The organism is Amycolatopsis mediterranei, assembly GCF_026017845.1.
GTDB lineage: Bacteria > Actinomycetota > Actinomycetes > Mycobacteriales > Pseudonocardiaceae > Amycolatopsis > Amycolatopsis mediterranei.
In genome coordinates this window covers 4809323-4835835 of the sequence record NZ_CP100416.1, presented here as the reverse complement: position 1 = coordinate 4835835, position 26513 = coordinate 4809323, and the positions used below count along the sequence as shown (strand labels likewise).

27 protein-coding genes are annotated in these 26513 nt (G+C 72.4%); 11 read left to right on the top strand and 16 right to left on the bottom strand.

From position 1 onward, the window contains the following. The first annotated feature begins 110 nt into the window (after positions 1–110). From ISP_RS22235 to ISP_RS22225, 3 genes are all read left to right on the top strand, one after another. A complete protein-coding gene (locus ISP_RS22235) occupies positions 111–1619 on the top strand; it encodes an MDR family MFS transporter (RefSeq protein ID WP_013225993.1) in 1509 nt (502 codons plus the stop codon). Positions 1620–1723: 104 nt separating this feature from the next. Then, entirely contained in the window at positions 1724–2005 is a 282-nt protein-coding gene (locus ISP_RS22230) for a hypothetical protein (RefSeq protein WP_013225992.1), read from the top strand. Between the two features lie 75 nt (positions 2006–2080). Then, the gene (locus ISP_RS22225; RefSeq protein WP_013225991.1) at positions 2081–2515 is read left to right on the top strand and encodes an ATP-binding protein; all 435 of its coding nucleotides are present in this window, start codon (positions 2081–2083) and stop codon (positions 2513–2515) included. Here the strand turns inward: ISP_RS22225 and ISP_RS22220 are convergent. From ISP_RS22220 to ISP_RS22195, 6 genes are all read right to left on the bottom strand, one after another. Then, a complete protein-coding gene (locus ISP_RS22220) occupies positions 2493–3119 on the bottom strand; it encodes a hypothetical protein (protein ID WP_013225990.1) in 627 nt (208 codons plus the stop codon). The two genes, ISP_RS22225 and ISP_RS22220, sit on opposite strands and share 23 nt — an antisense overlap. Further along, positions 3116–4243 (bottom strand): hypothetical protein, encoded by a 1128-nt coding sequence (locus ISP_RS22215; RefSeq protein ID WP_013225989.1) that lies wholly within the window; start codon positions 4241–4243, stop codon positions 3116–3118. Before ISP_RS22215 ends, ISP_RS22220 begins: the two co-directional genes overlap by 4 nt. Then, a complete protein-coding gene (locus tag ISP_RS22210) occupies positions 4240–4575 on the bottom strand; it encodes a hypothetical protein (protein WP_013225988.1) in 336 nt (111 codons plus the stop codon). Before ISP_RS22210 ends, ISP_RS22215 begins: the two co-directional genes overlap by 4 nt. An 11-nt stretch (positions 4576–4586) precedes the next feature. After that, positions 4587–5081 carry a YbaB/EbfC family nucleoid-associated protein gene (locus tag ISP_RS22205; RefSeq protein ID WP_013225987.1) on the bottom strand — a complete coding sequence of 165 codons (495 nt, stop codon included), beginning with the start codon at positions 5079–5081 and terminating at the stop codon, positions 4587–4589. An 87-nt stretch (positions 5082–5168) separates the two neighbouring features. Further along, the gene (locus tag ISP_RS22200; RefSeq protein WP_013225986.1) at positions 5169–5471 is read right to left on the bottom strand and encodes a DUF1905 domain-containing protein; all 303 of its coding nucleotides are present in this window, start codon (positions 5469–5471) and stop codon (positions 5169–5171) included. A 46-nt stretch (positions 5472–5517) separates the two neighbouring features. Beyond that, the gene (locus ISP_RS22195) at positions 5518–6084 is read right to left on the bottom strand and encodes a hypothetical protein (RefSeq protein WP_013225985.1); all 567 of its coding nucleotides are present in this window, start codon (positions 6082–6084) and stop codon (positions 5518–5520) included. Positions 6085–6259: 175 nt separating this feature from the next. Here ISP_RS22195 and ISP_RS22190 point away from each other — a divergent pair, with 175 nt between their 5' ends. After that, on the top strand, positions 6260–7921 hold the full coding sequence (locus tag ISP_RS22190; RefSeq protein WP_013225984.1) for a glutamate--tRNA ligase: 1662 nt from the start codon (positions 6260–6262) through the stop codon (positions 7919–7921). Between the two features lie 13 nt (positions 7922–7934). Here the strand turns inward: ISP_RS22190 and ISP_RS22185 are convergent, their stop codons facing one another. The 5 genes from ISP_RS22185 to ISP_RS22165 all read right to left on the bottom strand — a co-directional run bounded on the left by ISP_RS22185 (position 7935) and on the right by ISP_RS22165 (position 12708). Then, a complete protein-coding gene (locus ISP_RS22185; RefSeq protein WP_014467065.1) occupies positions 7935–8312 on the bottom strand; it encodes a hypothetical protein in 378 nt (125 codons plus the stop codon). A gap of 49 nt (positions 8313–8361) precedes the next feature. After that, positions 8362–10221: a CheR family methyltransferase gene (locus tag ISP_RS22180; protein WP_013225982.1), complete on the bottom strand. Its 1860-nt coding sequence runs from the start codon at positions 10219–10221 to the stop codon at positions 8362–8364. An 11-nt stretch (positions 10222–10232) separates the two neighbouring features. Then, positions 10233–10997 (bottom strand): hypothetical protein, encoded by a 765-nt coding sequence (locus tag ISP_RS22175; RefSeq protein WP_013225981.1) that lies wholly within the window; start codon positions 10995–10997, stop codon positions 10233–10235. Beyond that, a complete protein-coding gene (locus ISP_RS22170) occupies positions 10994–12022 on the bottom strand; it encodes a chemotaxis protein CheB (RefSeq protein WP_013225980.1) in 1029 nt (342 codons plus the stop codon). The genes ISP_RS22175 and ISP_RS22170 overlap by 4 nt, the downstream gene beginning before the upstream one ends. 95 nt (positions 12023–12117) lie before the next feature. After that, entirely contained in the window at positions 12118–12708 is a 591-nt protein-coding gene (locus ISP_RS22165) for a chemotaxis protein CheB (protein WP_013225979.1), read from the bottom strand. Positions 12709–12865: 157 nt separating this feature from the next. Here ISP_RS22165 and ISP_RS22160 point away from each other — a divergent pair, with 157 nt between their 5' ends. After that, a complete protein-coding gene (locus ISP_RS22160; protein WP_013225978.1) occupies positions 12866–13258 on the top strand; it encodes a hypothetical protein in 393 nt (130 codons plus the stop codon). A 37-nt stretch (positions 13259–13295) separates the two neighbouring features. Here ISP_RS22160 and ISP_RS22155 read toward each other — a convergent pair whose 3' ends face one another. Continuing rightward, the gene (locus ISP_RS22155; RefSeq protein ID WP_013225977.1) at positions 13296–13700 is read right to left on the bottom strand and encodes a ChaB family protein; all 405 of its coding nucleotides are present in this window, start codon (positions 13698–13700) and stop codon (positions 13296–13298) included. 483 nt (positions 13701–14183) lie between these two features. On the opposite strand from ISP_RS22155, the gene ISP_RS22150 reads away from it, so the two are divergent. The 3 genes from ISP_RS22150 to ISP_RS22140 all read left to right on the top strand — a co-directional run bounded on the left by ISP_RS22150 (position 14184) and on the right by ISP_RS22140 (position 18904). Then, positions 14184–16166 (top strand): APC family permease, encoded by a 1983-nt coding sequence (locus tag ISP_RS22150; protein WP_013225976.1) that lies wholly within the window; start codon positions 14184–14186, stop codon positions 16164–16166. A 17-nt stretch (positions 16167–16183) separates the two neighbouring features. After that, positions 16184–16477 carry a hypothetical protein gene (locus ISP_RS22145; RefSeq protein ID WP_013225975.1) on the top strand — a complete coding sequence of 98 codons (294 nt, stop codon included), beginning with the start codon at positions 16184–16186 and terminating at the stop codon, positions 16475–16477. 390 nt (positions 16478–16867) lie between these two features. Continuing rightward, positions 16868–18904 (top strand): glycosyl hydrolase family 65 domain-containing protein, encoded by a 2037-nt coding sequence (locus ISP_RS22140; protein ID WP_013225974.1) that lies wholly within the window; start codon positions 16868–16870, stop codon positions 18902–18904. Here the strand turns inward: ISP_RS22140 and ISP_RS22135 are convergent. The 3 genes from ISP_RS22135 to ISP_RS22125 all read right to left on the bottom strand — a co-directional run bounded on the left by ISP_RS22135 (position 18901) and on the right by ISP_RS22125 (position 21149). Then, entirely contained in the window at positions 18901–19692 is a 792-nt protein-coding gene (locus ISP_RS22135) for an FkbM family methyltransferase (RefSeq protein ID WP_230468941.1), read from the bottom strand. The two genes, ISP_RS22140 and ISP_RS22135, sit on opposite strands and share 4 nt — an antisense overlap. Positions 19693–19789: 97 nt before the next feature. Then, positions 19790–20251, bottom strand: coding sequence for a hypothetical protein (locus tag ISP_RS22130; protein ID WP_013225972.1), 462 nt, complete (start codon positions 20249–20251; stop codon positions 19790–19792). After that, on the bottom strand, positions 20226–21149 hold the full coding sequence (locus ISP_RS22125) for a DMT family transporter (RefSeq protein ID WP_230468889.1): 924 nt from the start codon (positions 21147–21149) through the stop codon (positions 20226–20228). Before ISP_RS22125 ends, ISP_RS22130 begins: the two co-directional genes overlap by 26 nt. 99 nt (positions 21150–21248) lie before the next feature. On the opposite strand from ISP_RS22125, the gene ISP_RS22120 reads away from it, so the two are divergent. From ISP_RS22120 to ISP_RS22110, 3 genes are read left to right on the top strand one after another with little or no spacing between them, the layout of a single operon-like run. Continuing rightward, positions 21249–22241 (top strand): SDR family oxidoreductase, encoded by a 993-nt coding sequence (locus ISP_RS22120; RefSeq protein ID WP_013225970.1) that lies wholly within the window; start codon positions 21249–21251, stop codon positions 22239–22241. A gap of 35 nt (positions 22242–22276) precedes the next feature. Next, on the top strand, positions 22277–22891 hold the full coding sequence (locus ISP_RS22115; protein WP_013225969.1) for a DUF2231 domain-containing protein: 615 nt from the start codon (positions 22277–22279) through the stop codon (positions 22889–22891). 44 nt (positions 22892–22935) lie between these two features. After that, entirely contained in the window at positions 22936–23100 is a 165-nt protein-coding gene (locus ISP_RS22110; RefSeq protein WP_155258929.1) for a hypothetical protein, read from the top strand. Here ISP_RS22110 and ISP_RS22105 read toward each other — a convergent pair. Next, positions 23055–26450: a TM0106 family RecB-like putative nuclease gene (locus ISP_RS22105; RefSeq protein WP_013225968.1), complete on the bottom strand. Its 3396-nt coding sequence runs from the start codon at positions 26448–26450 to the stop codon at positions 23055–23057. The genes ISP_RS22110 and ISP_RS22105 overlap by 46 nt on opposite strands. Positions 26451–26513: the final 63 nt, after the last annotated feature.

The following is a 26513-nucleotide window of genomic DNA, read 5'->3' as shown; positions in this document are numbered from 1 at the left end:
TGCGCCACGGGCGCCGGGAAATTCGCTGGGGCCGGTGCCGCCGGGATGGAATGCTTAGGACTGCAAAGCAGTTGACTCCGGTCATGACCGTCCCGAGGAGCACCCCGCCGATGACGACATCCGCCGCCACGAGGGGGGTCGGCTTCCGGTCCGAACGCGGCCCGGTGTTGATCGCGGTCATGCTCAGCGTCGCGCTGGTCGCGCTGGACAGCACGATCATCGCGACCGCCGTCCCGTCGGTGGTGCGCGACCTCGGCGGCTTCGCGCAGTTCCCGTGGCTGTTCTCGATCTACCTGCTCACCCAGGCGGTGACGGTGCCGCTCTACGGCAAGTTCGCCGACGTTCTCGGCCGTCGGCCGGTGATGTTCTTCGGGATTGCGGCGTTCCTGGTCGGCTCGGTGCTGTGCGGTGCGGCGTGGAGCATGCCGGTGCTGATCGCCGCCCGCGCGGTCCAGGGCATCGGTGCGGGGGCGATCCAGCCGATGTCGATGACGGTGATCGGCGACTTGTACACGGTGGAGGAACGCGCCCGGGTGCAGGGCTACGTGGCCAGCGTCTGGGGCGTGGCTTCGGTGGTCGGCCCGACGCTCGGCGGCGTCTTCGCCGAGTACCTGGACTGGCGTTGGATCTTCTTCATCAACCTGCCGCTGGGCGCGATCGCGGCGCTGATGCTGTTCCGCAACTTCGCCGAGCGCGTCGAGCGCAAGCCGCACAAGGTCGACTACCTGGGCGCGGCGCTGCTCACCACGGGCTGTTCCCTGGTCATCCTCGGCCTGCTCGAGGGCGGCGTCGCGTGGGCGTGGGGCTCGCTGCCGGGCGTGGCGATCTTCGTCGCGGGCGCGGTGCTGCTGGTGGCGTTCGTGCTGGTGGAGAAGCGCGCGGCCGAGCCGGTGCTGCCGCTGTGGGTGTTCACCCGGCGGGTCCTGGTGGGCGGCAACCTGGTGGCCGTGGTGGTCGGCGCGGTCCTGATGGGCCTGACGTCGTACCTGCCGACGTACGCGCAGGGGGTGCTCGGCGCGGGCGCGCTGGTGGCGGGGTTCGCGGTGGCGGCGTTGACGGTCGGCTGGCCGATTTCGGCGTCCCTGGCGGGCAAGATCTACCTGCGCATCGGCTTCCGCGACACGGCGTTGATCGGCAGCGTGTTCATCATCGCCGGCGGCGTGCTGGTGGCGATGCTGGACGCGGGTTCGTCGCTTTGGGGGGCGGCGTTCGCGGCGTTCGTCCTCGGGGTGGGCCTGGGGTTGGCGGCGAGCCCGACGCTGGTGGCGATCCAGTCGGTGGTGGGCTGGGACCGCCGAGGCGTGGTGACGGCGACGAACCTGTTCAGCCGGTCGCTGGGCAGCGCGGTGGGGGCGGCGGTGTTCGGGGCGATCGCGAATGCGACGTTGGCTTCGCGGTTCGCTTCGCCGCCCGCGGGGGTGGGGCCGCTGCCGCCGTCGGTCGACGCGACGAGCCTGGTGCTGGGTGGGCACGCGGCCGATTCGCCGGCCACGACGTTCGTGCGCGGGGCGCTGGCGGAGGCGACGCACTACGTGTTCCTGGGGTTGTTGGCGGTGGCCGTCCTGTCGGTCGGGGCGTTGCTGCTGATGCCGCGGAAGACCGAGCAGCTGGAGTTCTAGCCGGCGGACGCCCGCCAGCGGAGATGTTGGGGCGCAGTGGTTCTTGAGCTGACGTGAACGAGAATCCGCTGTTCGACCGAAGGTGCTCGCCGCTTTGCGTGGCTATGCTGGACGGCGGCAAGACTTTCGGTTCCGGGAAGACGCGCGACATGAACGACCAGCGGCAGGTGCTCGTCCGGGCGGAGGCCCGGCACGTCGTCGTCTCCGATTTCGACGGCGATCGTGAAACGTTCGCCTATCCGGGTGTCACACTCACCCGCGTCATCGCCGGCGTCCCGGACGAACGCCTCTGGCTGCCGATGGGCGAGCGCCCCAGCGAAGTCGACGACGAAGCCCTCATCGAGGCTCTGCGCGCGGCGTTCCTCTGGCGGATCGGGCTTCCGTAGCAGCCTTTTTCCGACGGCCGGGCGAGTATCGGCCGGTTTCCCGGGTAGGCCCTCCGGAGAAGGAGGAGCCACACGGTGCAGGTGAACTGGGGTGCGGCCCACGAGCCGGGTTGGCAGGTGCTGGACGTCGCCGGAGCGGATCCCTCGGGGCTGGTCGCCGCGCGCCGGTGGGCCCAGGCCAAACTGGCTTCGCTCGCCGACGCCGATCGGGTCGACGCCGTGATCGTGGTCGGCGAACTGCTGGAGAACGCCTACGTCCACGCCAACGGCCCCCGGCAGCTGCGGCTTCACGTCACGCACGACCCGTGCCAGGTGACGGTGGCGGTCGCCGACACCGGTACCGGCGAACCGCGGCTGCGGGTGCCGAGCCGGTCCGGGGGCCGCGGCCTGCTGCTCGTCGACGAACTCGCCCTCGCCTGGGGCGTGAGCCACCACGACGACGGCAAGGTCGTCTGGGCCCGCCTCGCCTGCGAGGACCAGCACCGGCTCAGCGGCCGTTCCAGTGGATGACGTCCGGGAACTCGACGAACTTCCGCAGGTGCTGCTGTTCGGTGCGGCTCTGCACGGGGAGCCGGAAGATCGAGCCGTCCGGCCAGGTCAGCGTGCTCTTGCGGAAGCTGAGCTCCGGTGCCTGCGGCTTGCGTGCTTCCCAGACGATCCGCGGCGGGGGCGCGTCGGCCGGGTCGGTCGAGGTCGGCCCGGTGTCCACCACCGCCAGGCACGACGGCGAGCACGCCAGCCACGCGCCCTGCACGGACCCGAGCCGGTCGGCCAGGTCGAGCGCCATCGCGTTCTCCGGGCCCGAAACGCCGATCACCCGCTGGAACGGCAGTCCCGGCCGTTCGCCGTGCGCCAAGGCGAACACGCCGAACACCGCGGCGCCGATCCCGCGCAGGATGTTCCAGAAGAACCGCCGGACGAGCCGCTTGCCCTCGACCGTGCCGTCCCGGCGGCGGCCGGGGACGTCGTAGCCCACGTCGGTGTCGCCGAGGTGCAGCACGATGACCGGCTCGCGCCACCGGTCCCGCAGCAGCGCCTCGACCCCCTCCCGGAACCCGGGCCGGACCCGGGTCTCCTCGGCCCAGCGCTCGACGCCCTCGGCGAACCCGCTCAAATGTCCAGGTCCTTGCGCGTCTCCTCCGGGCTCCGGTCCCCGCCGATCGCGCTCTTGTCGAACCACGGTTCGTCCCCCTCGGCCGTGACGGCTTCCTTGCCTTCGGCGAACGCGCCCTTGCCCGCCCCGGTGGCGGCCTTCACGCCCGCGCCGGCGAGGAACGGCTTGACGCCGGCCGAAGTGCCGAACATCGTCGTGAGCGCCCGGTTGCTCGGCTGCCAGCCCTGGGCGGCCGCACCGAAGCCGAACTTCGTCTCGCCCGGCATCACGCCGACGCGCAGCTTGCGGGTGAACACCTCGAGCTTCCCGGAGTACTTGACCAGGAACTCCATGAAGGTGTCGAGCAGCTTGCCGAACTTGCCGAGGTAGCGCGTCACCTTCTGCAGCACGCTGGCCGCCTTGGCGATCGACGCGGTCATCGCGGCCGCGACCGAGCCGCCGAAGCTGATCACCGACGCGGCCAGCGCGGGCAGCCACAGGGTGATCAGCCAGGACACCAGCTCGGTGATGATCCCCTTGATCAATTCTTCGATGACCACCATGACCATCGACCACATCTGCAGCACCTCGGCCACCGAACCGGCGGCCGAGCCGATGCCGCGGATGCCGGAGGAGAAGTCGCCGAGGGCTTCCTTCGCGGCGCTGCCCGCCTCGTCCACCCACTCGGCCAGCGCGGTGTCGCCGGTGCGCTCGAAGTCTTCGGCGAGCGCGACGAAGCCCTGCGCGATCGTGACGAAGTTCTCCGAGGCGTGGCCGATCGCCGGGCCGTCGCCGGTGACCTGGTGCAGCGCGTCCTGCAGCGGCTGGACCAGCTCGAGCAGCATGTTCAGGCCGTGGCTGACCAGCCAGCCGATCGGGTCCATCGCGAAGGTGACCATGTCGCCGGCGGCGGCGCCGACGAACGCCGCGCCGTCGCCGACCAGCGCGGCCCCCGCGGACGCCAGCTCACCCGGGCCGTCGGCCTCCGCGGCCTGCCGGGCGTGCTCGCCGATCTTCTTGCCGGCCTTGTAGGCGGTGCCGGCCACCGGCACGTACCCGGCGGCGCGGTCGAGGTTGGCGCCCGTGCTCTCGTCGTAGGCCCCGACGTCCAGCGCGTCGGCGATGCTCTTCTTCGGCTCGGTCATTCGCCCTGCCCGATCGCGTCGATTTCCGCCTCGTACCGGCCGAAGGTGACCTTCCCGGCGTCTTCGGCGCCCTGGTACATCTCCGCGGCCTTGGTGAGCTTGGTGGTGAACCCGTCCACACCGTCCTTGAGATCGGTGAGCAGCGAACGCAGCTCGGCGAGGCGGTCGGTGTAGCCCTGCTTCGCGAAGAGGCCGACGAGCCCCCATGCTTCGTTCGTGACGTCGGCGGCGTCGATCTTGGCGCCGAACTTGTCCGCCTCCTGCTCGTAGAACGGCAGCTGCTTGGAGTAGGCGGAGATCGCGCCGACGTTCGTCTGGATTCCTTCTGTCATCGCGGATTTCCCTAGGATCGGCGGAGGATGGGGCCCTGGTCGAAGTCGTCGTCGTCCCCGGCGACGGGCCGGCGGACGGGCCGCGACGGCTGCCGCGGCTGAGGTTCCGACGCGGGTTCGGCCGCCGCGGTTCCGAACGCCTCCGCCTGGGCTTCGCGCACCTGCGCCGAGACGTCCACCCCGAACGCGTCGCCGAAGGTCTCGTCCACGATGCCGGCCTGCTGCTGCGCGGCCCCGGCCGCCGCCCGGCGGATGGTGTGCATGATGGTCGCGGCCAGCTGCCCGGCCTCGACGCGGGTGGCCCCGGCGGTGAGCCGCAGGTCGGTGATGGTGCCGCCGGCGCCCGCGGTGACGGTCACGGTCCCGTCCGGCGAGGTCACGGTGGTCTCCAGCCGGGCGATCCGCTCCTGCATGTCACCAACGCCGGCGAAGCGGGCCTCGGCTTGCCGCACCTTGCTCTGGAAGTTCTGGAATTGGGCGATCAGCTCGTCCATCTGGGCGGACATCGTGTCTCCCTTGCGCGGTTCGGGGCCTGTGTCCGCATCATCGCAGATCCGTTCCGGTGCCGATCACGTTTCGCCGGATCGCGCGCCTCAGAAGTCGACGAGCTCCACGGTCACGGTGCAGGTGTCCCCCACGCCGAGGCCTTCGGCTTCCCGGACCGCCCGCTTGAGGGGCAGGACGTAGGCCTCGCGGGAGCCGTCCGGGAAGATCGAGGTCTTCCAGCTCGTGGCGCCGATCGTCACCCGGACGCGCACCGAACCGAAGCCGCGCCGCGGCTCGGCGGAGAGCTCGCGGATGTCCTCCGACGCGTCGGCGGGCAGGCTGACGAAGACCCAGCTGTCGGCGCGCCGGGCATCCCATTCCCACAGCTTCGCCTCGAAGACGATGATCACGCCCGCAGTGTCACACAGAGCACCGACAATTTCCGCCGGCTCCCCATCAGAGGCAGGGCGGCCGGTAGCCGTCGATGCGCAGGCCGCGGAACTCCAGCTCGTTCGGCGTCTTCCCCACGAACACCAGCCCTCGCGCTTCGCGAAGCGCCGAAGCGAACGAGTACGACGGCGTCCCCAGCTCCGGCAGCGACGTCCACCGGCGCGGCGAGAAGCTGAAGAACTTCGTCACCAGTCGCCCGTTCGTGGCCGGGATCGGTGTCAGCCACTGGGCGCCGCCGCTCCAGTGGGACGCCGGACGCAGCTGGACGTACAGGTCGTCGGTCGCGCGGTAGGTCAGCAGGAATCCCGCCGACCGGGACAGGTCGGCCTGCGCTTCGAACCGGTTGCCCAGCCACACCACGGCCACGTGCCACTCCGCGCCGAGGAACGTCACCTCGGCCGCGTACCGGCGCCCCTCCGGCACGAGCAGGCTCCCGGTGGCCGGGATCGTCGCGCCTTCGCCGCTGGCCAGCCACTGCTGCAGCCGGTCGATCGACGGTGTCGCGCACTCGTGGCCCGGCCGGGCGGAAGCGGTGGCCGGGGCGGACAGCGGGAGCACGAGCAGGGCCGTCAAGGCCGAAAGCGTTCTGGCGAAAGGAAACCGACCGCGCATTCCCGGCAAGCTAGCACCGCGGCCCGGCGAGCACCACCTGCCCGGGCGGGCCGGCAGGCCGCACGGCTAGGCTCGTCGTCGGCGAAAACGACCATTTTCGCCGAGGCAAGCGCACCACGACGCGGGAGAACAACCCATGCTGGACCGAGCGGTCATCGACGCACTCTTCCCTGCCGACCTGCCCGAACCCGAGCACTGGGAGCAGCAGTACCCCGCCCGCGACCTCCCCGAGGGCGCGCTGGTCACGCGCCTGGGCCCGTCGCCGACCGGGTTCGTGCACGTCGGTGGCATCTACGTGGCCACCATCGACCAGGACGTCGCCCGCCGCTCCGGCGGCCGCTACCTCGTCCGGGTCGAGGACACCGACCAGTCCCGCGAGGTCGAAGGCGCCCTCGAGCAGTTCGAACGCGGCTTCCGCTACTTCCGCCTCGCCGCGGACGAGGACATCGAGCGCGGCGGGGACTACGGCCCCTACCGGCAGTCGGCCCGCGAGCGCATCTACCTCACCTACGTCCGCGACCTGCTCCGCCAGGGCAAGGCGTACCTCGATTTCGCCACCAAGGAAGAGCTGGCCGCGATCACCCAGCGGCAGCAGGCCACCAAGCTGCCCACCGGCTACTACGGCAGCTGGGCCATCTGGCGCGACGCCGACCCGGCCGACGTCCAGGCCAAGCTCGACGCCGGTGCCCCGTACGTCGTGCGGTTCCGGGCCCCCGAAAACGCCACTGACACCGGCGCCCGCGCCCGCTTCACCGACGCCATCCGCGGGCCGCTGGAAGCCGAGGCCAACCGCAACGACGTCGTCATCCTCAAGAGCTCCGACCAGAGCCCCCGGCTGCCGACCTACCACTTCGCGCACGCCGTCGACGACCACCTCATGCGGGTGAACCTGGTGATCCGCGGCGACGAGTGGATCTCGTCGGTCCCGGTGCACCAGCAGCTGTTCGACGCGCTCGGCTTCGAGCCGATCACCTACGCGCACATCGCGCCGCTGATGAAGCAGGAGGGCGGCAGCAAGCGCAAGCTGTCCAAGCGCAAGGACCCGGAAGCCTCCGTCGACTTCTTCATCGAGGCCGGCTACCCCGCCGACGCCGTCCTGTACTACCTCCGCGGCCTCGCCAACGGCCGGCTCGCGGAGATGCCGCTGGAGCAGGCGCTCACCGAGCCGATCAACCTCGACGAGTGCGGCGTCGCCGGCCCGCTGGTGGACCTGGTCAAGCTCGACGACATCGCCGCGGATCACATCGCCACCCTGTCCGGCGCCGAGATCCTCGACGCCGTCCGGGACTGGGCCGGGCAGTTCGACCCCGAGCTGCGCCGGGTCCTCGACGAGGAGCCCGACCTCGCCCTGCGCGCGCTGGCCGTGGAGCGCGAAGGCGCCGAGAACCCGCGCAAGGACCTGAAGAAGTGGAGCGAGTTCCGCGCCGTCTACGGCTTCTTCTTCCCGCAGCTCCACGCGGCCGTCACCGGGCCCGACGACGAGCGCATCGCGGCGCTGGGCGTCGACCGCGCGGTCGTGCAGGCCGTGGCCCGCGACTTCGCCGCCGGCTACCGCCAGCTCGACGACGGCCAGGAGTGGTTCGAGCAGATCCGCGCGGTCGCGGCCAAGCACGGCTTCGCCCGCAACGCCAAGGAGTTCAAGAAGAACCCCGAGGGCTTCCCCGGCTCCATCCGCGAGGCCTCGCAGATCATCCGCATCGCCCTCACCGGGTCGACGCGCAGCCCCGACCTGCACGCGATCACGCAGGCACTGGGTCAGGACGAGGTCCTCGCCCGGATCGCCGCGCTCACCAAGTAGCGCCGCGGCCGCCTCAGGCGCGCTCGTCTTCCTCGAAGGGGCGGAAGGCGAAGCGCACCACGCTCGCCGGCCCGGCCTTGGCCCCGCTGGCGGGCACGGCGGCGATCAGCCCGGCCGCGTCCTCGCGGTCCAGCCGGGCCAGGAGGCGGGCCAGCGCTTCCGGCGCGCCCACCGGTTCCGCCGGCGTCTGGATCAGCGTGCGGTGGAGGATCCCCACGTCCCAGCCGTCCGCGCGGCCGCTGCCCGCCGGTACCCGGAGGGTCACGTCGAGCAGCCAGCGCGGTGGCTTGCCGGTCAGCGCCGGGGTGGCGTGCGCCGTCAGGCCGACGACCTGGTCGGCGCGCAGCAGGCCGTCACTGAGTGTCGCGATCCACACGTTGGTCAACCCCATGGATCAACGGATAACAGCCGCGCCCCGATGCCGCAATCCCCCGGCGGGTTCACTCGGGCCGGCCGGCCTTCGTCTCTTCCATCATCAGCAGCGCGCCGTGGCTTTCGCCGTTCGAGCTCCGCAGGGCACCGCAGAGCAGCCGGACGACCGTGGTCCGGCCGCGCCGGTTGACCGCTTCGAACGTCTGCTCGGCGTAGTAACCGGGGTCGGCCAGCGCCTCGCGCACCACGGGGCGCAGGTCCGCGACCGGCAGGCCGATGTCCAGGTTCAGCAGGTGGGTGCCTTCGGCTTCTTCCCGCCGCACCCCCCACAGGTCCTCGGCACCGCGGTTCCACGCCTTGATCCGCATCTCGGAGTCGATCACGATGATCCCGGCGTGGATCGAAGTGAGCACCGACTCGAGGAACTCGTTCACCTCGTCGAGGTCGAGGCTGCGCTCACGCAGCGCGTCGTTGATCGTCTGCAGCTCGTCGTTGGTGGACTGCAGCTCCTCGTTCATCGTCTCCAGTTCCTCGTTGGTGGACTGGAGCTCCTCGTTGGTCGTCTCCAACTCCTCCACAGTGGACTGGAGTTCCTCGTTGGTGGTCTCGAGTTCCTCGTTGGTCGACTGGAGTTCCTCGTAGGCGGACTCCAGTTGCCGGTTCGTGTGCTCGAGCTCGGTGAGCAGCTGGCGCGCCCAGCTCACGTCGTGGAACACCACCGAGACGCCGAGCAGCGTCTTGTCCTTGTTCACCAGCGGGTTGACGTGCACCTCGTACCACACGGTCTCGCCGGCCCGGCGCCACTCGACGTCCTTGATCCGCAGCGACCGGCGTTCCAGGCGGGCCTGCTCGACGTACGCGCGCAGCGCCACCGGCCGGTAGGAGACGTCCAGGTCGCGCAGCGGCCGGCCGATGTCGCGTTCGGACAACCCGAACGCCACCTCCGCCGGGGCGTTGATCAGGGCCGTCGTCTCCCCTTCGGTGACCACGATCTGGGCGACCGGGCTCGCCGAAAACGCGTGCTCACGCAGTTCTTCCAGCCCGGAGATGTCCTGCGTGCGCCGCTGCGGGAAGCCGTGGGAAACCAAGTGGGCGAAACTGACGGGCCCGTTGACCGCCTTGCGGAAGACCCGGCGCTTGAGGTCCAGCGGCTCGAAGATCCGGGCGTGCGACAGCAGCATCTCGGCCTTGCCGAGGAACAGCACCCCGCGGGGGGCGAGGGCGAAGTGGAACCGCTCGAGGATCTTGGTCTGCGTCTCGGCGTTGAAGTACATCAACGTGTTCCGGCAGACGAGCAGGTCGATCCGGGAGATCGGCGCGTCCTGCACCAGGTCGTTGCGCCCGAAGATGATCGACCGGCGCAGGTCCTTGCGGAAGCAGTACCGGCTGCCCACCAGCTCGAAGTACTGCTCCAGCTGCGCCTCGGTGAGCCCTTCGACCTCCGCCGGGCTGTAGGCCGCGTGGCGGGCCTGCGCCAGTGCCTCGTCGTCGACGTCGGTGGCGTAGATCTTCACCCGCTGCCGGAACGCCTCGACGCCGAGCGCCTCGGCGAGCAGCATCGCCAGGCTGTAGGCCTCCTGCCCGGCCGCGCAGCCGGCGCTCCACACCCGGATCGGCTCCTCCGGCGTGCGCTCGGCGAGCAGCGCGGGGAGCACCTCGTCCCGGAGGTAGTCCCACGCGTCCGGATCGCGGAAGAACCCCGTCACGTTGATCAGGATGGTGTTGAACAGCGCCACGAACTCGTCGGCGTTGACCTGCAGCTGGTCGATGTAGTCCGCGTAGCTGTCGATCTCCACCTGGCTCATCCGGCGGCGGACCCGCCGCATCAGGCTGCTCCGCTTGTACCCGGTGAAGTCGAAACCCCGCGACTCCTTCAAGTAGGCCAGCACCGACTCGAACTCGCCGTTGGGTTCCTTGGGCTCGGTCACGATCCGACACGCTACTCGGCGGAACGGTGACCGACGGTGCGGGGACGGTGGACGAGAACGGCCCAGACGACCTTCCCGCCCGACCACGACCGGCTGCAGCCCCATACCCGGGCGATTTGCGCGACCAGCTTCAGCCCCAGGCCGGGCTCGAACGGGGTCAGCCGTTCGAGCAGCATGGCCGGGCGCGTGTCCTGGTCGGCCACGGCGACCGTGCACACACCCCGGCGCAGGTCGAGCCGCAACCGCGGCTCCGAAGTGGTGTGCTTCAGGACGTTCTCGACCAGCTCGGTGGCGATGAAGCGGGCATCTTCGGCGAGCTCGGGCACCTCCCACTCGATCAACTTGGCGGTGACGAAGTCCCGGGCGCGAGCCGAAGCTCCGTCGAAGCGGGCGAAGGTGTGTTCGGACCGCCGTCGCACCGGCTGGTCCAGTGCCGCGGTCGCCGCCGCCAGGTCGGCGCGGATCGGGACGTAGCGGTCGACCACGTGGCGGCCCAGCAGCAGCTGGTGCACGGCACCGGCGGCCACGATCGTGAACGGGATACCCGGCCAGTCGCCGATCCGCATGGCGACCAGGGAGAACACGCTCACCAGCGACGAGTCGTCGATCACCAGCCCGCTGATGTCGGCCACCAGGCCGTCCGGAGCATCCGTCGCGATCTTGAGCAAGCCGTCGCGCAGTGAGGGGTACGAAGCGAGGTTCAGGTCGCCCGTGACCGTGACGACAGTCGCTCGCTCGAGGCGGGTAATGGCGAGGTGGACCTGGGCGGTGTTCATCCCGACGCCGGGTCGCCCGCGGCCTCGCGGTCCGCGTCGAGCAGGAACCGCCGCAGGGTCTCGGCGGCGTCGGTGGCTTCCCGGGCGGAGGCGGCATAGCGCTCCGCCAGCCCGCTCGGCCTCGTGGTGCCGGTCTGCGCGGCCAGCTTCCGGGCGAGTGCCGCCTTTTCGTCCAGCGCGCGCAGCGCCTTCATCAGCGCGAGCTGGAACTCCCGGCTGTGGGCTTCGAGCAGGGCCGGAGCCGACCAGGCGTGCCCGATCCGGCACCGGTAGCGGCCCACCGGGTCGACCTCGGTGAGCGACCCCTGGCAATCCGGGCAGGTGTAACCCGACCCCACGCTTCGTTCGGCGGCCGTGAGCGCGCCGAGCCGCACCGCCTCACGGGCGATCCGGTCTTCCAGCAGCAGGGCGTCCGACGGCGGCGGTACCTCGAAGGGCTCCACCGGCATCCGGACCAGCTTGTCGAGCACGGCACCGATCTCGACGACCCGCGCCACGTGCTCGGTGTCCACGAGGGCCAGTGCGCTCTCCGGCATGCCGCGGTACAGCGCGTCGGCCGGGTCCTGGACGACGGCCAGGCCGCCCCGGTCCACGATCGCCCGCAGCCCGGCGGCACCGTCGTCCAGCGCGCCCGAAAGGATGACGCCGATGACGCGCTGGCCGCCGGTCAGCGCGGCCGACCGGAAGGTCGCGTTGACCGCCGGCCGATGCCCGTTCTCCGTCGGTCCCTGCGTCAGGACCAGCGTTCCGTCTTCGGTGAGCAGGTGGCGGTCGGGCGGCGCGACCTGCACTGTCCCCGGCTCGAGGGGCGCTCCGTGGCGAGCGGTCCTGGCCGGCAGCGGGCCCACGCGGTCGAGAATCCGGGCCAGCGCGCTCTGCGTCCCGGCGCCCAGGTGCATGGCGACCAGAACCGCGGCCGGGAAATCGGCGGGCAACCCGGACACCAGGGACCGCAAGGCCTCGACCCCGCCGGCGGAGGCACCGACGACCACGAGGTCACGCCGGAAAGGCGGCACGGCGTCCACCTCCTCACCTTCGGCTCAACGGTAGCCCCAGCCCGTCTGTCACGACGAGTAGCCCCCGTCGTGCGGGCCTAAACGCCACCCGGTCGCCGGAGGCGTCAAGCATGCCGGGCGACGTGCTCCAGGATGGCCGCGGCGATGCCGGACAGCGGGAGCACGGCGTGGACGAGCCCGGTGCCGATCGCGGCGCCCGGCATGCCGAAGTGCGCGGACGTCCCCTCGTCCTGGGCGAACACCGTGCCTCCGCAGTGCGCGATCGCCCGGATCCCGGTCTGGGCGTCGGTGCCCTTGCCCGTCAGGACGACCGCCAGCGCACGGGGCCCGCAGGTGACGGCGAGGGTGGCCAGCAGCAGATCCGCCGACGGCCGCGCCGGCGGCAGATCACCGGTGTCCAGCAGCCCGATCCGGGCGTCCGACGTGACCAGCAGGTGCCGCCCCGCGGGGACGACCAGTGCCGCACCGGCCACGAGCACGTCTCCGTCAGCGGCCTCGCCGACCCGCAGCGCGGTGCGTGCGGCGAGGATGGCGGTGAGGTGGCTCGTCCGGGCCGGATCCAGGTGCTGGGCGACGAGCACCGCCGCGGGGAAGTCCGCGGGCAGCGGGGCGAGCACCCGGGTGAGCGCATCGAGGCCACCGGCGGACGTGACCAGGGCGACGACCGGGAACCGCAGCGGGAAGTCCGGTGTCACCGGCTCCCCCGCCGGTGGCGCACTTCTCGGCGGTTGCGCATGGACGCCCATCCTGTCACCGATGCGCCCGGGTCACCAGCCGGTCCTCGGTGCCGGCCCCGGGGCGGACGTGAGATGCTCGACCGCGCAGGCAGGCCGACGGCGGGAGGCGCAGCGGGTGACCACCTGGATCGACGTGATCAACTTTGTCCGGACGCGGTACGAGGTCCTCGAGGAGTCGGAGGATTGGCTGCGGTTCCGGCTGGAGGGCCCGCGGAACCGCACCCAGCAGGCGACGGTGCACCACCTCGCCGAACACGACGGCGGCTCGTGGGTCGAGATCTCCTCCCCGGTCGGCTGGGCCGACAAGATCGACCTCCGGCGGCTGCTCGAGCTGGCCGGCGGCTCGGCCGTCGGCGGCGCGGCCGTGGTGGACGGCGTCGCGCTGCTCAAGCACACCGTGCCGCTGGAGGACCTCAGCATCCAGCAGGAGTTCGAGCGCCCGCTCAAGGCGGTCGTCGCCCGCGCGGACGCCTTCGAGCACGAACTCACCGACGCCGACGAGTTCTGACGGCCGGCACCTGCCGCAACTGTCCACACGGGACGGGTCAGCCGGACCGCCGGGCCCGGTCGGTCCGGCGCCGGTTCTCCTTCTCCAGCGCGGTGACGAGCTCCTCTTTGGACATCCGCGAGCGCCCGGGGATGCCGAGCTGCTTGGCGCGTTCGTAGAGGTGCTGCCGGCTCGCGGTGGCGTTGACCCCGCCGCGGGTCGGCTTTTCGGGCTGCCCGGCTCCCCCGGCGGCCTGCTCGTCCGACGGGCCGGGTTCGGGCTTGGGTTCCCAGTGGTCGCCGACCTTCTCGAAGGTGTGCTTCAGGGCCGAGTAGGCGGTCTGCTGCGCCCGCCGTCCGGGGCCATAGGTGTTCAGCGCGGAGTCGTGCGCGGCGACCCACGTGTCCTGGGCCTTGCGCGGCGACCGCAGCAGCGTGCTGGGCAAGTCTTCGCGTCCGGGCATGTCGACTCGGCTACCCGGGCCCGCGGCTGGTGAAACAGGCGGCGCGGAGGCGGGCCGGTCGGCGCGGCGCCCGTCCACCACCCGCGGCACGGCGGCCGCGGCCGCGGGCCGACCCTCCAGATACACCGGCCGACCCGCCAGGTACGCGAGTCGTCCGTCCAGGTACGCGAGTCGTCCGTCCAGGTACGCGAGTCGTCCGTCCAGGTACGCGAGTTTTCGTGTGCCCCGGAGAGTCGGCTCGCGTACCCGGAGGGTCGGTTCGCGCACCGGGAGAGTCGGCTCGCGTCCCCTGAGAGTCGGTTCGCGTACCTGCAGGGTCGGCTCGCGTATCTGGAGGGTCGGCCGGCGGGCGCGGGCACGGGCCGCTGCCGCTACCGTCCGAAGAGGACCGGGTGGGCGGGTGGAACCTCCTGTGCGGCCGCGCTCCGGGGTCGGGCATGCTGATGACCGGTGTTTCCGGGGCAGAGGGGACGAGAGGGCAATATGGGTGCTTCACCCGATTTGACCATTCCGGCGAGCGTCGACAGCCCGGCGTCGCCGGAGGCGCCCGCGTCGCCCGTGGCGCGGTGGCTGCTGGAGCACCGGGTCGCGCCCGTCGGGCGCGCCGGCGGTGAGGACCACGGCACGCCGCAGGCCTGGTGGAAGGTCATGTGCCTGACCGGCGTCGACTACTTCTCCACCCTCTCCTACCTGCCCGGCATCGCCGCGCTCGCCGCCGGGGCGCTCTCGCCGCTGGCGACCCTGCTGATCGTCGCGCTGACGCTGTTCGGGATGCTCCCCATGTACCGCCGGGTGGCCCGGGAAAGCCCGCACGGCCAGGGCTCGGTCGCGATGCTGGAGAACCTGCTGCCGTTCTGGCGCGGCAAGCTCTTCGTCCTCACCCTGCTCGGGTTCGTCGCCACGTCGTGGATCATCACCATCACGCTGTCTTCGGCGGACGCCACCGTGCACATGCTGGAAAACCCGTACCTGCCGGGCTTCCTGCACGGCCACGCGGTGCTGATCACCGTCGTGCTGCTGCTGATCCTCGGCGGGGTGTTCCTGCTCGGCTTCAGCGAGGCCGTCGGGGTGGCCATCCCGCTCGTCGCGGTCTTCCTGCTGCTCAACGCCGTGGTGACGGTCGCCGGGGTGATCGACCTGGTCGGCGATTCCGCTGCCCTGTCCCACTGGACCGACGCGCTCACCGCCGGCGGCGGTGGGTTCACCGGCGTCATCGGCCCGGCCGTCATCGCGTTCCCGTTGCTGGTGCTGGGCCTCTCCGGGTTCGAAACGGGCGTCAGCATGATGCCGCTGGTCGCGGCCGACGGGAAGACCGCCGAGGAGAAGCTGGAATCCCGGATCCGCAACACGCGGAAGCTGCTGACCGCCGCCGCGCTCGTCATGTCGGTGTTCCTGATCGCGACGAGCTTCGTCACCACCGTGCTGATCCCGGCCGACGCGTTCAAGGACGGCGGCGAGGCCAACGGCCGCGCCATGGCCTACCTCGCCCACCACGAACTCGGCGAAATCTTCGGGACCGTCTACGACATCAGCAGCGTGCTGATCCTGTGGTTCGCCGGCGCCTCGGCGATGGCCGGGCTGATCAACATCGTCCCGCGGTACCTGCCGTCCTACGGCATGGCGCCGGAGTGGGGCCGCGCCGTCCGGCCGGTCGTGATCGTCTACACGGTGATCAGCATCCTCATCACGATCGCGTTCGGCGCCGACGTCAACGCCCAGGCCGGCGCCTACGCGACCGGCATCCTGGCGATGATGGTCTCCGGCGCGGTCGCGGTGAGCATCTCGGCGATCCGGCGGCGTCAGCGCGGCGCGGCCGCGGGCTTCATCATCCTCACGCTGGTGCTGCTGTACGCGCTCATCGAAAACGTCATCGAAAAGCCCGACGGGATCGCCATCTCGGCCCTGTTCATCCTCGGGATCATCGTCGTCTCGCTGGTGTCCCGGGTTTCGCGGACGACCGAGCTGCGCGCCGACCGCATCGAGTTCGACGACGAAGCCCGCCGGTTCATCGCCGATTCACTGGCCCACGACGGCGCCCTGAACATCGTCGCCAACAAGCGGCAGGGCGGCGACGAGGCCGAGTACTCCGAGAAGGAAGCCGAACAGCGCGGGATGAACCCGGTGCCCGGCGCCGCGGACATCCTGTTCCTCGAGATCGACGTCGTGGACCCGTCGGAGTTCAGCAACGTGCTCCAGGTGCGCGGCGTGGAGATCGACGGCTACCGGATCCTCCGCGCGAACAGCCCCGCGGCGCCCAACGCGATCGCCGCGATCCTGCTCACCTTGCGCGACGTGACAGGCGTCCGTCCGCGCTGCTACTTCGAGTGGTCCGAAGGCAACCCGCTCGGGCACCTGTTCCGCTACCTGCTCCTGGGCCGCGGCGACACGGCACCGGTCGTCCGGGAGATCATCCGCAGCGTCGAGAAGGACCCGGCCCGCCGCCCGGGCATCCACGTCGGCGGCTGAGGGGCCGCCCCCGGCCGATGGCCGGACGAAGTTCGGGCAGGGACCTGTTCCCCACCAACCCGGAGCTGCTTCGCGACCGGCCGTTCGCCGAGTACCGCGTGGATCACCGCCCCGCGGGCAAGCGGGTCTTCACCGCCTCGCGGGTGGCGGGCCCGCCCGCCGGACCGGGGCACGAGCCGGACCGCGGCCGTCCTGGGGGCGGGGCGCCCGAGCCGGCGCCCGGCCCGGTGCTCGCGCAGGTCCGCGGGGCGGCGGGGGCGCCGCCGGGCGGGCCGGCCGGTCGTCCCGGGGAACCGGGCGGGGCCGGTTGACCCAGGAGTCGAACAGCAGGATCAAGCCCGCGAACACGGCGAAGCCGATGCCGAGCGCGATGTTGACGAGCGCGCCGAGAATCCCGGCGACGAGCAGAATCGGCAACACCGCCATCAGGCAGAACGGGTCGATCCGGCCGAATTTCGGGCGTCGGGACCCCTCGCGGGGACTCACTGTGCGGTCTCCGGGTTCCTGCGCGCCATTCCAGCAGTATGCAACGTCGGGGACCGGACCTGCCACCTGGATGGCGCATCACCCGATTCCGCTGATCACCGACAGCGACGAGACCGCACACCTTGTGGTGGACAGAAACAGACAGAATCCGGGCGCATCCGGAGAGCCACCGCCGTTCCCGTGATGCAATGGCCGCCGCCGAAAGGGGTACGCGCATGAGAAACTGCTTCCCGCAGCGGATCGGTTACGCGGTTCTGGCCCTGCTGACGGCGTGCGGCACGCTCGCCGTCGCCGCCCCGGCCACGGCGAGCCCGGCACCGCCTTCCCTCGAATTCGCCACCCCGGACAGCCAAGCCCTGTTCGGCAGCGCCTACGCCGCCGCTCTGCAGAACCTCTTGCACACCAACACGATCGGGTACGACGCCCGCTACGACCGGAGCGGGCTGCTGGATCCGGCGACCGGCATCGTCCGCGCGGGTGGCGGGTACGCGCAGCCGTGGACGCGCGACGCGTCGATCAACAGCTGGAACGCCACCAGCCTGCTCGACCCGGCCTTGGCGGAGAACACGCTGTGGGCGGTGGTCGACAAGGACGCCGTCGGCGCGCTGCGCGTGCAGCAGGACGACCAGCAGTGGGACCAGGTGGTCTGGGTCACGGCCGCCTGGCACCACTACCTCGTCACCGGCGACCGGGAGTTCCTCCGGAACGCCTACCGCGCGGCGACGAGCACGCTGACGATCCGCGAACACGCCACCACGGCCGGCTTCAACGCGACCTACGGCCTGTTCACCGGCGCTTCCTTCTTCAACGACGGCATCGCCGGCTACCCCGCACCTCCGGCCGACGCGACCGAGTCGGTGAGCACCGGGAGCATGCCGTGGCCCGGGGTGGCGACCGGGATGTACCTCAGTACGAACGAGCTCTACTACGCCGCCTACGTCAACGCCGCGAACATGGCCGGAAAGCTGGGCCGCCCGGCCGCGGAGATCGCCGGGTACCAGGGCAAGGCCGCCGCGCTGCGTACCGCGATCAACCAGCGCTTCTGGAACGCCGCCACCGGCCGGTACGACTACCAGCTCCTCGCCGACGGCTCCCGCGGTGCCTTCCAGGAAGGCACCGGCCTGGCGTTCGCCCTGATCTTCGGCATCGCGAACCCGGCGCAGGCGCGGTCGATCGTCGGCCACGCCCGGGAGCTGCCCTGGGGCATGCCCGACACCTTCCCGAACTGGGCGCGCTACAGCGACGCGCAACCCGGACGGCACAACGCCATCGTGTGGCCGCTCGTCCAGGGCCTGTGGGCGAAAGCGCTGGCCGGACAGGGCGAACTGAACGCGTTCGCGGCGGAAACCGCGCGCCTGGCCAAGCTGGCCGGCAACAACAGCGGCTTCTGGGAGATCCACAACGGGACCACCGGGGTCGTCGACGGCGGCTGGCAGCGGCTGGGCGACACCGTGAAGTTCCACTGGGGATCCGAACCCGACCAGACCTGGTCGGCCACCGCGTTCCTCGACATGGTCCACACCGGCCTGTTCGGGCTGACGTTCACCGACCGCGGGCTGTCGTTCGCGCCCCACCTCCCGGCGGGCTGGGGTGACGTCACGCTGCGGAACCTGCGCTACCGCGGCGCCAACCTCACCATCGCCCTGCACGGCGCGGGCACCGCGATCCGGTCGTTCCAGGTCGACGGCCAGGCCACCCCGGCCACGATCCCGGACGCGCTCACCGGCGACCACACGATCGACATCGCCCTCACCGGAGCGCCCGCCGGCGACCGGGACGGCGACGGCGTGCCCGACGCCCAGGACCGCTGCGCCGACACCGCGGGCACCACCGCGCTGAGCGGCTGCCCCGACCCGGCACACCTCGAAGCCGAGGACGCCCGCAACACCGGCGGCGTCAAGACGAACGTGAACCACACGGGCTACTCGGGCCGGGCGTTCCTCGACGGCCTCTGGGCGCAGGGCGCGTCGTCGTCCTTCACCGTGCACCGCGCCACGACGGCAGCGGAACGCGCCGCGATCACCGTGCGGTACGCCAACGCCAACAACGACACGCGGACGATGACCCTGTCGGTGGACGGGCAGCCGGTGCGCCAGGTGGGCTTCCCGAAGGTCTCCGACAGCTGGGACGCCTGGGGCACCACGACTTTCGCCGACGTCCCGCTCACCGGCCGGGACCCGGTGGTGACCCTCTCCGAAGCGCCGGGCGACACCGGCGCGATCAACCTCGACTGGCTCGAATACCGCCGTTAGCGGACCGCGAACACCATCCCGATGTCGGCGGCTTCCTGGACGGGGTCCTGCACGGCCTCGACCGTGAAACCGCGCGCGGCGAAGACCTCGCGGACGGTGTCGCGGTTGCGCCGCCACCCTTCGACCTCGACGACTGCCTGCCGGACCAGCGGCCAGTGCCGGTCTTCGAGGCCGCGCAGCACGTCGAGCTCGGCGCCTTCGACGTCGACCTTCAGCAGGTCGACGCGCTCGATGCCCTGCTCGTCGAGCACCGCCGACAACGGCCGGACCCGGACCCGGTGGGTTTCGAGCTCCCGCATCACCCGCAGCTTGCGCCCGACGACCCCCCGCAGGATCGGCGCGGGCACGCGGCTGAGCCCGCCGCCCAGGCCGCCCCGCCGGATCATCTCGACGACGCTGGCCGTGACCCGCCGCCGTTCGGCTTCGACGTTCGCCGCGTCCCGCCACGACGACGAAAAGATGGTCGCCGCCGGGAAGTAGCTGAAATCGAGCTCGTCTTCGCCGGCCGCGAGCCCGTAGGGCAGCGCGGTCAGCCGGCCGCCGAAGAAGTCGCGGGCGTTGCGCTCCAGCGTCGCGTAGAGCGGCGGGAGCGGCTCGAACGCGTAGATCCGCACGTCCCCTTCCAGCCGTTCGTACACGGCCGCGGAGAAGACACCGACGTTGGCGCCGACGTCGAGGACGGTCGCACCGGAGACCAGCCCGACGCCGTGGCTGAAGTAGGCGCCGACCTCCTCGCGCAGGTACGACACCTCCCACGGGTTGATGCTGTGCAGGTCGATCGTGTCCATGGTCACGCGCAGAGACTTATCAGCATCGGGCGGCGCGGGCCACCCCCGTTCGGCGGCTACTCGCCGGGCGCTGCAGCCGCCGGCCGAGCGCTGCGGCTCAGCGCTCTTCTTCGACGTGCATCGCGGCCTGCTCGGGTCCGGCGGCCACCGCCGAACCCGCGTCCACGCCCACCTCGTCCGGCTCGGTGTCGAACGGCGGGCCGTCGCCCTCGACCGGTTCCAGCTGGATCGGCTGCTCCGGTTCCGCGCCCGTGTCCGGGTCCTCCGGCGCGCCCGCGCGGGAGTCGATGCCGGCCGGGATCTCCGCGGCCGGGTCGGGGTTCTCCTCGCCGACGCGGTCGCCCAGTCCGCGCGGGTGGGCCTGCTCCCACGGGGTCATCCCGTACTTCGTCACGCCCGACCAGTGTTCCGGGGGATCCATGCCTTCCTCGAGCGGGTCGGCGCGGATCCGGTCCTCGTCGAGGTCCTCGGCGCTGTTCAGCGCGGCCGGGTCCGTTTCGACGGCGTCGGGCTCGCCGGTGTCCTGCGGCGGGTCATAGCTCTGGTCCGGTTCGGTCATGTTCCCGGGGCTTCCCGCTGACGCGACGGCGAAACACCGGCCGGCGGCAGCCTTCCCCGGTCCGGGCCAGCAGGACCACGCCCACGACCGCCACCGCCGCGGCCGGGACCCACACGAAAGCGTGACCCGGTTCGAGGCGCTCCCCCGTCAAGAACCGCGCGGCCGGCACGGCCGCGAGGGGGTCGAGCAGCACCAGGGCCGGCATCGACCACGACAGCGCACCACGGGCGTAGGCCTGCTGGCTGCCGAGCTGCGCGATAATCGCAACGGCGAGGGCGGCCCACAGCGCGGTGCCGGTCAGGGTCGCCTGGAGTCCGCGTTCCTCGAACGTCTTCACCGCCGCGGAAATCAGCACCGCCGCGACGCCCGCCGCGATCCCGGCCGCCGCCCCGCACGCCAGCGCGCCCCGCGGCCCGCGCCCGAGCCGGCCGGCCACGGCGACCGCGCCCACCGCCACCAGTACCGCGGCGGCGACGGCGAACCACGGTGGCAGGTGGTCGCCGGTGCCGGGGGCCGGGCGGGCCGCCACCAGGAAGACGGCCAGGCCACCGCAGGTGCAGGCGGCGCCGATCCCGTCGAGGCGGGACGGCAGGCACCGGTCGCGCACCGAACGGATGGCCAGCGCGATGACCAGTCCCCCGGCGAGCACCGGCTGCACGATCGAGACCGGTGCCAGGGCCAGCGCGAGGACCTGCAGCAGGGTCCCCAGCACGGTGGCGCTCTGCCCGGCCATCCACTTCGGCCGCGTCACCAGCAGGCGGAGGTCGAGGCCCTCGGCGTGCGCGCTGCCCGAAGCGGCCTCGTGCTGCAGCACCGAGCCGACGGCGAACATGACGGCTGCGGCCGCGGCGACTCCCGTTCCGGGGAGGAAGGCGGCGATTCCGGCGGGCAGGGGCACCCGGTGCGGGTACCCCGGGCCGGCGCCGGCTACCCCGCGTTTGCCCGCCGTCGGCGGCGGTATCCGGGTGCTTCCGGATCCCCGAAACGAGGAGGCGTCATGCCCCGACCGGTGTCCGACCAGGTGGTCGTGCTCATGGGCGCGTCGAGCGGCATCGGGCGCGCCACGGCGCTCGCCTTCGCCGCCCGGGGAGCGCGTGTCGTGTGCGCCGGACGGACCGCGCGAGCGCTCGACACGCTGGTCGAGGAGATCGCGGGCGCGGGAGGGACGGCCGTGGCCGTGCCCACCGACATCGCCGATCCGGCCGCCGTGCGCGCGCTGGCCGCCACGGCCGAGGCGAAGTTCGGGCGGATCGACACCTGGGTGAACCTGGCCGGCGTTGCGGTGTTCGGCCGCGTCGAAGACATCACCGACGAAGAGTTCGACCGCGTCCTGCGGGTGAACTTCCTGGGCCACGTCCACGGCGTGCGCGCGGTGCTGCCCGCCTTGCGCCGCGCGGGTGGCGGGTCGGTGATCGGCGTGGCCTCGGTCGAGGGCGTGCGGGCGGTGCCGCTGCACGCGCCCTACACGGCCAGCAAGTTCGCGCTGCGCGGCTTCTACGACTGCCTGCGCATCGAGCTCGCCCAGGAGGGCGCCCCGATCGCGGTCACCACCATTCTCCCCGGAGCCATCGACACCCCGTTCTTCGAGCACGCGCGCAGCAAGCTCGGCGCGCTGCCGAAGCCCCCGCCGCCGGTGTACGCGCCCGAGACGGTCGCCGACACCATCGTGTTCGCCGCGACGCACCCCCGCCGCGAGATCCCCGTCGGCGGCGCCACGGCCGGGTTCTTCCTCGGGCAGCGGCTCTCCCCGGCGCTGGCCGATGCCCTGCTTTCACTGCGCCGGGTCGGTTCGCGCAGCTTCCGCAACACCTTGCCGGACAACGGAACCGACAACGTCGACGCCGCGGTGGACGAACCGGGCCAGGTCCACGGCAGCCACCCCGGCAAGGTGATCCGGGGCAGCACGTTCACCCGGCTGGCCACCGCGCTGCCCCGGCCGGGCGACCTGCTCACCGCGGCGGTGTCACGGCGGCACCGCACGACCGGCTGAGGGTTGACCGGCGCGCGGCGGGGTAGCCGCGGCGTATGGATCCCACGCGCGACGGTCACGCCCGGTCGAAGCCCGCGTGGGCGCACCGGGCCCTCCGGAAAGCCGAAGACGCCCAGGTGCTCGACGCCCCGGCCACCGGGCTGGCGCGGTTGCTGGGTGGTTTCGCCGAAAGCCGCGTGACGCGGCAGCTGCGCGGCCACGGCCTCGGCCACCCCGTGCACCCGCTCGCCGTGACCGTGCCGATCGGCGCCTGGCTGTGCTCGGCGGTGTTCGACGTGCTCCCGGACGGCCGGGACGCGGCGCGCCGCCTGATCGCGACCGGCCTGCTGGCCGCCCCGGCGGCGATGGTGCTGGGCCTGGCCGACTATTCGGGCCTGGACGTGCGGCAACGCCGGGTCGGCCTGGTGCACGCGGCCGCCAACGCCGCGGCGACGGCGCTGTTCGGCGCGTCCTACCTGGCCCGCCGCGGTGGCCACGACGGACGGCTCCTCGGCGCGCTGGGCCTGGCCGTGACGAGCGTGGGTGGCGCGCTCGGCGGGCACCTGGCCTACGCCCAGGGCGCCGGGGTGTTCCGCTGGGAGCCCCTCGACGACCTGGCCTCCGCCGAACTCGCGGGCGACGACCCGGCCGCGCCCCGCAACCCCGCCTGAAGACCCCGGGCTTCGATCATCGTCCACCGGGGTAACCGCGTCCCATGAGCGAATCCGAAGACCGCCCCTTGACCCCCGACGCGCCGGCCCCGCCGGGCACCCCGGAGCTCGACCTCGACGTGGAAATCCCCGAAGCCGACCGGCGGCGGAAGCAGCCCGGCTCTCAGGACGTCGACGAAGACGCCGGCGAAATCGAACCACCCAGCTGACCGGCAGGCCACGGCCGCGCCGCCGTCATCAGGCCGATCATGCCCGCGACCAGGCGCAGCTGGTCCACCGTCCGGATGTCCGCCTCGACGAGCCGGGGCGAACACACCAGGACGGCCAGCGCCTGCGCCCGCGACAACGCCACGTTCAACCGGTTGCGCGACAACAGGAAGTCGAGGCCGCGCGGCAGGTCGACCGCCGACGACGACGTCATCGTCGCGATCACCACCGGGGCCTCCTGGCCCTGGAAGCGGTCGACCGTGCCCACCCGGACCCCCGGGAACCCGGCCTCCTCCAGCGCCCGGGTCACGGTCCGGGCCTGCAGGTTGTAGGGCGCGACGACGAGGATGTCGTGGTCACCCAATGGCCGCGCCGATCCGTGGTCGGTCCACAAGCGACGGTGCACTTCGGACACCAGCCGCACCACCTCGGCGGCTTCGGCCACCGAGCGGGTCGTGTTGCCCTGGTGCTCCACCTCGCTCAGGTACAGCCCCGCTTCGACGCCGTCCAGGGCGCGGTCCGCGGCCGACGGGTGGGCGTGCAGCCGGCCGGCGTAGGACAGGTTCGACACCGGTTCGCAGACGGCCGGGTGCATGCGCCGCGTCTCGTCGAGGAAGTACCCCAGCGACGGCGGCATGATGTCGGCGTCGCCGATCAGGTGGCCCAGCGCCGAGGCCTCGGCACCCGCCGGGTGCGTGCCCTGCACGACCTGGGGCAGCTGCTGCGGATCACCGAGCAGCAGGACGTTCTTCGCGCACATCGACACCGCGAGCGCGTCGGCGAGGGCGAACTGGCCGGCCTCGTCGATGATCAGCAGGTCGAAGGGCTCCTCGCGGACCGCGGCGTTGGCGAACGTCCACGCCGTCCCGCCGACGAGGTGCCCGGTGTCGTGCTCTTCGCGCCACTTCACCAGCGCCGGGTTGCTCTTCGGCTGGTCCCACGGCGCGGCCGGGTCCGGCGTCTTCTTCGCGCGCTTGGCGCACGGCAGCTCCGGCGCGCTCTTCTTGGCCGCGCTCAGCACGTTCTCCACGGCCTTGTGGCTGGTCGAGGTGACCGCGACCGTCCGCCCGGCCCGCACGAGCCGGGCGATGAGCCGGCCGGCGAGGTAGGTCTTCCCCGCCCCCGGCGGCCCCTGGACGGCGAGCGCCGAACCGTCGAGCGCCTCGACCGCTTCGATCACCGTGGCGACCAGGTCCTCGCCCGGCTCCGGGAGGGTCGCTCCGCCACGCAGCCGCGGTGGGGTGCGCCGGAGCAGGTCGACGCCGGGGTGGCGCGGCAGCTCCGGGAGCGTGTCGACGACCAGGCGCGCGAGGTCGGCGACCGCCTCGTCCTTGGGTGACGGACGCACCGGGCTGCCCGGCAGCACCGCGCTCGGCCGGTCGTTCGTGGTGGCGTCCGGCGGGCTGCTTTCCTCCAGCGTCAGCTCGACGGCCGACGCGGCGACCACCTTCGCGTCGCGGGCGGTGTCGCCGTAGCGCAGCCGGACGTCGTCACCGGGCGCGAACGGGTGCGGCCGATCGGGGTCGCACGCGAGCAGCAGCGTCCGCTTCGCGGTGCGTGCCCGCCCGGCCGGGGGCACCCACTCCCCCGCTTCCAGCGAGACCGGCACGGCGCAGGCGGTGTCCACCTCGAGGTCGCCGAGCGGGGCGGCCAGCTGGCCGAAGTACTCCCACCACGCTGGGTTCGTCTCGCGACGGTGGTAGCCGACGGACGCCGCCAGCAGCGCCCGGGCGCGCTCGTCGGCGGTGAAGTGGCCGGGGTCGTCCGGCAGCCCGTCGAGCAGGGGGTCGACCAGCGCGGCCAGCTGGGCGGCCCGTTCGGCGCGCCGCTCGGCGGCGACGTCCTCCTCGGCCGCGCGCAGCAGCGCGTCTTCGGCGGATTCCTCGGCGGCCTCCGGGACGTCGATGCCCGCGTCGGCGCGGATCCGGTGCAGGAACTCGAACAACCGCTGCGCGGAGACGCAGTCGTCTTCGGTGTTCTCGCCGATGCGGCGCAGGACTTCGTCGGCGCGTTCCGGTTCGCCGGACTGCGCCAGCGCCAGGTACTCCTCGTAGGCCTCGACGTCGGACACGGCGGTCTTCGCGCGGGCGCCGGGCTGGTAGAGCGGCTCGAGGTGGCGGATCGAGTACGACCGCTGCGACACCCGCAGCGCCTTGCGCACGACCGCGTGCAGGTCCACGACCGCGCCGCTGCGCAGCAGGTGGTCGACGGTCTCCTCGCGGGTGCCGTGCACCGCCGCGAGCCGCTTGATCGCGGTGACCTCGTACGGCGCGTAGTGGTAGACGTGCGAGCCCGGGTGTTCGGCGACGCGCGCCGCGGCGAAGTCGACGAATTCCTCGAACGCCCGCCGTTCCTGGGCGCGGCTGTGCGCCCAGAACGGGGTGAACTCCCGGTCGCCGACCGCGCCGAACAGGTACTCGAGGCCCTCGCCGGCGAGGGCGTGCGGATCCCCCGCCAGGTCGACGAACACGTCGCCCGGCGCCGGGGCGGGCAGGGCGGCCAGCTCGTCCGGGTCGACGATCTCGTAGGCGACCTCACCGGTGGTGTCCTGCCGGACCTGCAGCGCCGCCTGGGCGCGCAGGGCCGCGAACGCCGTCACCGACAAGTCCCGCGGCCGGTCGGCCGGGCCGGCCGCGGCCAGCGCGTCGATCGAGCCGAGCCCGGCGGCGGCGAGCTTGCGGCGCTGGTCGCCGCGCATCCCGGCGACGAGCGAGAGGTCCCGGTCGGCTTCCCGCGCGGCCGCGCAGTGCCGGGCGAACCCGCAGCCGGCGCAGGCCGGACGTTCGTCGGCCCACAACGGCACTGGCAGGCGCGGCGGTCGTTGCGCCAACCGCGTCCGGAGCCGGTCCACCAGCGGCCGGAAGTCCTCGACGCGCAGCGTGCGGGTGCCGCCGTCGGTGAGCCGGAGGTGCAGGTGCGGCCCCGCCGGCCAGCCGGCGCGGGTGACCGCGTCGGCACACGCCGTCAGCTGGACCACCGCGGCCGGCGTCGCCTGCCGGACCGGCTTCGCGTCGTGGACCTCGTAGCGCCCTTCGCCGTCCTGCACGAGGAAGTCCGCCTGCGCCGAGAACTCGCCGTCGAGGAAGACGGCCCGGTGGATCACGGGGACGCCGGTCCGCAAGGCCTCTTCCGTCGCCTTCGCGGCGAGCGTGGTGTCCTGGACGTCGATCTCGGCGACCTCGCGCCCGTCGGCGCGGAATCCGGCGAGCATCGCCGTGGCGTGCCCGCGCCGCGGGCCCGGTTCGGCGGGCGCGGGCCGCGGCGCTCCCGGCAGGCCCGCGGCGAGCGCCTGGAGGAGGACGCTGCGGTGCTCACAGTCGAGCAGGTCGGCGAGATCGGCTGGGGTGAGCATCGCCGGGAAGTCTGACACGGCCGATCATCGGGGCCGGAGCACGGCGTCCCCGACACGCCGGGC